This window comes from Methylorubrum zatmanii, assembly GCF_014845115.1.
GTDB classification, from domain to species: Bacteria; Pseudomonadota; Alphaproteobacteria; order Rhizobiales; family Beijerinckiaceae; genus Methylobacterium; species Methylobacterium zatmanii.
In genome coordinates, this window is the sequence record NZ_NKUI01000069.1 from 1 (window position 1) to 5580 (window position 5580).

4 protein-coding genes and 1 tRNA gene are annotated in these 5580 nt (G+C 66.1%); 3 read left to right on the forward strand and 2 right to left on the reverse strand.

The features are described 5' to 3' along the window. Nucleotides 1–1146: chromosomal replication initiator protein DnaA (locus tag MZTS_RS09660; protein WP_192283557.1), on the reverse strand; the 1146-nt coding region annotated here is incomplete at its 3' end. 683 nt (nucleotides 1147–1829) lie between these two features. Further along, entirely contained in the window at nucleotides 1830–2096 is a 267-nt protein-coding gene (gene rpsT / locus MZTS_RS09665) for a 30S ribosomal protein S20 (protein WP_192283553.1), read from the reverse strand. 283 nt (nucleotides 2097–2379) lie between these two features. On the opposite strand from rpsT, the gene MZTS_RS09670 reads away from it, so the two are divergent. From MZTS_RS09670 to MZTS_RS09680, 3 genes are all read left to right on the forward strand, one after another. After that, nucleotides 2380–2454, forward strand: a tRNA-Thr gene (locus MZTS_RS09670). Between the two features lie 490 nt (nucleotides 2455–2944). Then, on the forward strand, nucleotides 2945–4195 hold the full coding sequence (locus tag MZTS_RS09675; RefSeq protein WP_192283555.1) for a glycosyltransferase: 1251 nt from the start codon (nucleotides 2945–2947) through the stop codon (nucleotides 4193–4195). Between the two features lie 224 nt (nucleotides 4196–4419). Next, nucleotides 4420–5091, forward strand: a complete 672-nt coding sequence (locus tag MZTS_RS09680) for a spermidine synthase (RefSeq protein ID WP_009866484.1) — start codon at nucleotides 4420–4422, stop codon at nucleotides 5089–5091. Nucleotides 5092–5580 lie beyond the last annotated feature (489 nt).

Sequence of the window (5580 nt, forward strand, 5' to 3'; positions counted from 1 at the left end):
GAGCGTGGCATGGGCCAGCAGCCGGTTCACCGCACCTTCGAGATCGCGGCCATTGGCGGTGATCGCCCGGGCGACGTAGGCGGAGACGGCGGGCGACACCTCGAAGTTGGGGTGGCTGTGACGCACCGCCTCCAGGCGGGCGGACAGGATCGAGGCGCGCAGACCCTCGTCGAGACCGCCGATCTCCACCACCAGTCCGCCGGCCAATCGCGAGCGCACTCGCTCGTCGAGGGCTTCGAGCTCGGTCGGCGGCCGGTCGGAGGCGACCACGACCTGACGCCCCGAATCGATCAGCGCATTGAGGGTGTGGCCGAACTCGGTCTGGATCGACTTGCCCTGGATGAACTGCACGTCATCGAGGATCAGGAGATCGATCGCCCGCAGCCGCTCCTTGAAGGCCAGGGCGTTCTGCGTCTTCAGGGCGTTGACGAAGCCGTACATGAAGCGGTCGGCGGTGAGGTAGATCACCCGGCGACCGGCCTCGCGGGCGGCATGGCCGGCGGCGTGAAGCAGGTGCGTCTTGCCGAGGCCGACACCCGCATGGACATAGAGAGGGTTATAGAGCGCGCCCTCGCCATCGCTGCGGGCGACCCGCTCGGCGGCGGCATGTGCCAGGGCGTTCGAGCGGCCGACGACGAAGCTCGCGAAAGTGAGCCGCGCATCGAGCGGCGCGCCGTTGAGGTCCACGGCGCCCGATTCGCCCCGGGGGGCCGCGACCTCGGCCTCGACCATCGGGCCGGGTCCCTGGAGCGCGGCCGGGGTCGCCGTGGCATGGAGCCGGTTGAGCGGCCCACTGATCGGATTCGGCTTCGCCTGGCCGCCGGGAGCGGGCCGGGCCGGGGTGGAGGCCCCCCTCACACCGACCTCGATGCGCGTCACGCTCTCGGCCTCGGCCCGGAAGGTGGTCAGCACCCGGTCGAGATAATGCGATTCGATCCAGCTCTTGAGAAAGCGGGTCGGCACGGTGAGCCGGGCCACGCCGCCCGTCACCTCTTCCAGTTCGAGGCGAGCAAACCAGCTCGCGAAGACGTCCTCGCCGAGCTCCGCCCGCAGCCGCCGCTTCACCCGCGTCCAGGCGGCGGGGACATCGACGCCCCCCCTGCCGTTTCCGCCATCGCCGTCCGCCATGCTGCCGTCGAGGTGCATCACCGTGTCTCCTCGCATCCCCAGCCGGGCGACCGGAGAGGATGCGTACGCATACGCCACACGAGAGAAGGCAACGCCCGACTCGAGGGCAGGCGGAGCCTGGAATGGTTCCGGCGCTGTCAAGAGAAACGCCGACGCCCATCGCTAAAGATGGCTGTGTATCAACAATCCTCTATCGTTCTCCTAACAGCGGGACGATCGGGGAAAACGTCGGCGCTGCCCCCGAGTCGTCAGCCTGGGGCGAAAGAGTCGAAGGGATGTCCGCAACTTGGGGACGACTCGGGGGTCCCCGGTGCTCATCTTGCAGGGCCTCCCGATCGACAACGTTTTGTTAAGTTACACGCTCGATCCGGCAGCACGCAACGGGCAACACTTCCCGGATGGTTAACGAACCGTCACCAAGGGTCCGCAGCGGTCGCGGCAAGAGGCGATTCGGGATAACGCGGCGCGATCTGTGGAGAAACGGCACGGGCCGGTGCACAACCGCAGACCGGGGGCGGGGACGCTGTCAGCCTCGGCCTTTTCCGGAAGCCACGAGCCCCCGCGATATGCCTTGCGGCGAGAAAATCTCTCAGCCACCGGCAGAAGCAGGCATGAAAAAAGCCCGGCTTTGAGACCGGGCTCGATGGATCTTCGTCATCTCAAGACCCTCTCATCGAGAGGGCCAAGGTTAGTTCCGCGACTTAGGCGGCGATCGCCTTCACGCGGGCGGAGAGGCGGGAGACCTTCCGCGAGGCGTTGTTCTTGTGAACGATGCCATGCTGAGCTGCACGCATGATCTCCGGCTCGGCGGCACGCAGGGCGGCGAGAGCCTGACCCTGGTCACCGGAAGCGATAGCCTCCTCGACCTTGCGGACGAAGGTGCGCATGCGGGAGCGGCGCGAGCGGTTGATCGCCGTACGCTTGACGATCTTACGGGTCATCTTCTTGGCCGACACGGTGTTGGCCATGGGCATCCTCGTCTGGTCGGGGCGGCAGCGACCCTAGCCCGGACGATCCGGTATCGGTCAGCGCAGCCTGATGATAAGCAAAGGCGAAACGGCCGGGCGCAGAGGTGCGGCCGGACGTGGAGGCCGCTCTATAGCGACGGCCCCGTGATCCGTCAACAAATCGTCACGCCGAACACGGCTCGCGATTTTCCTGCATTTTGTTGGTGGGTTGAGCGTTGCAAAGCGGAAAGCGATCCGCTAATCCCACGCTCAGTTCGGCGGCGGCACTGCCCCCCGACACCGCGCTGCGGTAGCTCAGTGGTAGAGCACCTCATTGGTAATGAGGAGGTCGAGAGTTCAATCCTCTCTCGCAGCACCATATATCTTCAATAACATCGATGGCGTTTTACAGAGTGTCTTCAGGCTATCGCCTGTGACCTTACTCTGAGCCTGTGACGGGTTCTCAGCACGCCCGATTCCCTCCTCCACGCCATGTCAGCGCAGCACCGAGCGATCCGCTCCGGGCGCGCCGCGAGCCTGCGCCTCCCAGATTCCGCGCGTTCAACGGGCAATGCAGCGATGGCCCGCGCGATAACCCGAACGACACGGGATCCGCTTGATCGGAGCGGGTTCCGTATCGGCAAGCCCGCGCAGCGCCTGAGCGAAGCCCAAATCCGCCGCCCCGAAGGGATAAACCGGATTTGGAACGAGTGCTCGCGGCGAGACAACGCGCCGCCGGCAGGGCATGGAGCCATTTCAGAAGAAGCAGCGCCGCCCCCTCGCGCGAACTTGACTATGCCTTTGCCCCAATCATGCCTAAGATACCCATTCAAAATTATTCGATACGCATGATCGTTGCGGGTTAATCCTTGCATTTTCTCCTGACTGCGCTCGGCACCCACGGCGACGTACTGCCTTTTCTGGCCCTAGGACAGTGCCTGACACAGCGAGGACACCGTGTGTCCCTCCACGCCCCCGAGCCGTTCAGGCTTTCCGCGGAACGGGCGGGTCTCGGCTTCGACCCCATCTGCAGCCAAGCCGAGTACGACCGGGCCCTGATCGCGTCGGATCTCTGGCATCCCCGGCGCGGCATCGCCCCGCTCTTCGAGATGACCGTGGGTGTCGCGGACAGGACCGCCCGGTGGATCGCGGCGAAGGCGGCGGAGGCACCCTGCCTCGTCGTGGCCTCGCCGAACGCGCTCGGCGCCCGCCTCGCCCAGGACCAGCACGGGGTGCCGGTCATCACGGTCCATGTCACGCCCTACCTGATCGAGAGCCGCAGCGCGGCCCCCTGGCTGCCGGGCATACCGGTCCAGGCCCTGTTACCTTCCCGCCTGCGCCACTGGCTCGGCCGGGGCGCGGACCGCTTCGTGATCGACCCGGCTGCTCTGCCTCACCTCAACGCCCTTCGTTCGCGTGCAGATCTGCCGGCGGTGAAACGGCTGCGCTTCTGGTGGAACAGCCCCTCGCGGATGATCCTCATGTTTCCCGCCTGGTACGTGCCGCCGCAGCTGGACTGGCCGGAACAGGCGGTGCAGGTCGGCTTCCCCATGGCCGACCAACTGGGCGACGCGGAGGATCTCGCCCCGGAACTGCGGGCCTTTCTCGATGCCGGACCGCCGCCGCTGGTGTTCACCTACGGCTCGGGCATGCGCCGGAGCGCCCACTTCTTCGCGGTCGCCGTCGAGATCTGCCGGCGGATGGGTCGCCGGGGCGTGCTGCTGGCCCGGGAAGAGGGACAGGTCCCGGCGAACCTGCCGGCCGACATCATCCATCTCCGCTACGCGCCACTCAGCCTGCTTCTCCCGCGCAGCGCCGCCCTGATCCATCACGGCGGCATCGGAACCGTGGCTCAGGCGCTGGCGGCGGGCGTGGCGCAGATGGTCGTGCCCGTCGCCTTCAATCACTTCGATGACGGCCGCCGCCTCGCTCGCCTGAACATCGGAACCATGCTGCGGCAGCGTGCCTTCACACCGGGGCGGGCGCAGCGGGCGATCGAGAGGATGCTCGGCTCACCCGGCATGGCGGCCGCCCGCGCGGCAGCCGCTGCACGCATGGCGGCCGATCGGGGTGCCGAGGCCGCCTGCGATGAGATCGAGCGTGTCGCGGGCACTCTTTGAGTCTCGTCGCCATCGAGAGCCCGCCTCGACCATGCTCGGCTCGGCTGGACGCGGTCGGCCTGTTGCCATAGGCGATCCTGAGCCCCGGCCTGACACGGCGATGCACGTCGGGCCGCTCTCCATCCGGCGACAACGAAAGGACGGTGTTCGGCCCCGCTCTCGAACCGGTGCCGTCTTATCGCTGCCTCGGCTTGGAACTCGGAGTTCGCTCCGGAAAGGATTCGATGAACGCCTGGGTCCATCTCGATACCGGCCTCGTGCCCGGTGGCGGCAAGAACCTCGCCCTGATGCAGCGCGGGAGCGAATTCTCGATCGTCGTCGGCACCATCGAGTTGATGAACAGCACGCGCGGCAGCTCGGAGGAGGCCTTGGCTTCCCTCACCTGCGCGCGCCTGTCCCATCGGCCAGCCGCCCGCGTACTGATCGGCGGCCTCGGAATGGGATTCACGCTCCGGGCAGCGCTGCGGAACCTCGGGCCGGATGCACGGGTCGTGGTCGCCGAGCTGGTGCCGGCGGTGGCGGCCTGGGCGCGGGGGCCGCTCGCCCCGCTCTTCGACGGGAGCCTGGACGATCCGCGGGTCGAACTGCGCGAGACCGACGTGAACCGCCTGATCCAGTCGGAAGCAGGCGGGTGGGATGCCATCCTGCTCGACGTGGATAACGGCCCGGAAGGCCTGATGCGGAAGGCGAATAACCGCCTCTACGACGAGTGGGGCCTGAAGCGCGCGGAATGGGCCCTGAAGCCCGGCGGTACATTGGGTGTGTGGTCCGGCTCGCCGGACCGGAAATTCAAGGCACGGCTTCAGCGCCTCGGCTTCACCGTCGAGGAGGTGCGCCTGCCGGCCAGTGGATCGAGCGGCCCGCGCCATGTCGTCTGGATCGCGACCCGCCCCTGACACGCCGCCCCGACACCGGCCGGTTCCTGGGAAGCGGACCGCCAGAACCGGATTTCGAGTTTCGCGAGGTTTGAACCTCCGCATGCATCGCGCAAGCGAAACAACGGCGACATTCTATCGCCAACTAACATCGAGCCACGCGCTTTCCGTAGAAACAAACGAGGCCCGAACCGGGCTCGCGGCCCTCGCTGAGGATGTTCATTCCATCCACCCAGATGCTCGCGCATATCTTTTCGGTCGAAACGATATGCCGGATAGCATAAGGCACAATTTGTCATTTGACGGATTTTCGGATAAACTTCACACATAGCGCACTGGAAAATAAGCGGCTTATTGAATAAATTCAGGAGCGTTTTCGCATCCGAGTGATCCTGTTCCCACCCGAGATCGCGGCACGAAGATGCGAAAGATTTCTTCCCTCGGCATGCGCTGCTTTCTTTTTCCCGAGACCGATGCCGACGATACAAATTTTAGAGCGTGGGACAAAAC

What these genes read in the sequence shown, in the direction of transcription:
- rpsT (WP_192283553.1), bottom strand. Translation starts at nt 2,096, where the DNA reads ATGGCCAACACCGTGTCGGCCAAGAAGATGACCCGTAAGATCGTCAAG.
- MZTS_RS09680 (WP_009866484.1), top strand. Translation starts at nt 4,420, where the DNA reads ATGAACGCCTGGGTCCATCTCGATACCGGCCTCGTGCCCGGTGGCGGC.